The 1022-nt window shown below is 44.8% G+C and carries 1 protein-coding gene; it reads right to left on the reverse strand.

Features of this window, described 5'->3' with window-relative positions; genetic code table 11:
* Positions 1-975: IS4 family transposase (locus tag IEY42_RS22165; protein WP_188927327.1), on the reverse strand; the 975-nt coding region annotated here is incomplete at its 3' end.
* Between the last annotated feature and the right edge of the window lie 47 nt (positions 976-1022).

Raw genomic sequence — 1022 nt, forward strand, 5'->3', positions numbered from 1 at the left:
GGTAGCAAATCTCTGCCAGTTTGTATGTGATTTCAACTCTTTGAACAGCAGTTCAACCTGCCAGCGGCAGCGATAAATCGCCATAATATCATCGGCTGAGTAGGCCTCTGTCGGTAGGTTTGTTAACCAGATACAAAACCGCTTTTCTTCAGCGAACCAACGTCTTACAACTCGAAACTCCTGTTTGCCTCTGTGGACTTTGAGGTCAAGAATTTCAGTGCGGTTGGTACGGCGCGTTATGTCTTTGAGCTTCATTCCAGCAAGCTTAGGAAGAATGCGGCCCTTGCCATTTTTAGCTTCTACAACCCTTGGATTGAGTGACTTTGCACCCCGAACAATATAGAAACCATTATGACGCTCCACATCGGCAAAAAACTCGAAATCAGGGTATCCCGCATCAGCCAGAAGTAGCTTGTTTTTCATCTTAAATGGCTTTGGGAGATAGGCTCTTTCTGAAGCCGTATCAGCAGTTATCGTCATCGCCGTCGGGTTAAAGGTTCGTAATGACATGGTCATATGGCACTCTATCGCAGCAGGATTGCGTTTAAAGCGGCTTGGGTAGACATCGGCTAACGCCTTGTGAACATGAAATGAACTGCCATCTTGAAGCAGAATATCATCAAAGCAAGACAGCTTCTTCGGAAGCTGAGCACATTGTTGGCGGGCAAATTGAGCGATAGCTAACTGTACCAGTTGCTGCATAAAATGAGGAAAGGCTTCCTTACGGAGCTGGTTGTGGAAGGGCTTGTAAGCCACATTATCATTTTCAGTCAAACACATACCATTGAACTGACGATGCAAGTCTGCAATGGCATGGCAGTTGCCTTTACTCAACGCAGATATCAAGCTTGGGATCAGTATTTCCGGCAGAATAGACCGATTTCGTTGAATAAACCCCGTGCGCTTAGCCGTTTTTTGAAGGATGTTTGCATTGAAGAATTGCATAAACTGCTTTTTTAAGGAGATAATCGTCATCGGCTTTATTTATTGCTCATGGTAGTTTGTTTGGCGACAATTATCAG

Origin of the sequence: Shewanella algicola (genome assembly GCF_014648035.1) — a bacterium.
Classification (GTDB): domain Bacteria; phylum Pseudomonadota; class Gammaproteobacteria; order Enterobacterales; family Shewanellaceae; genus Shewanella; species Shewanella algicola.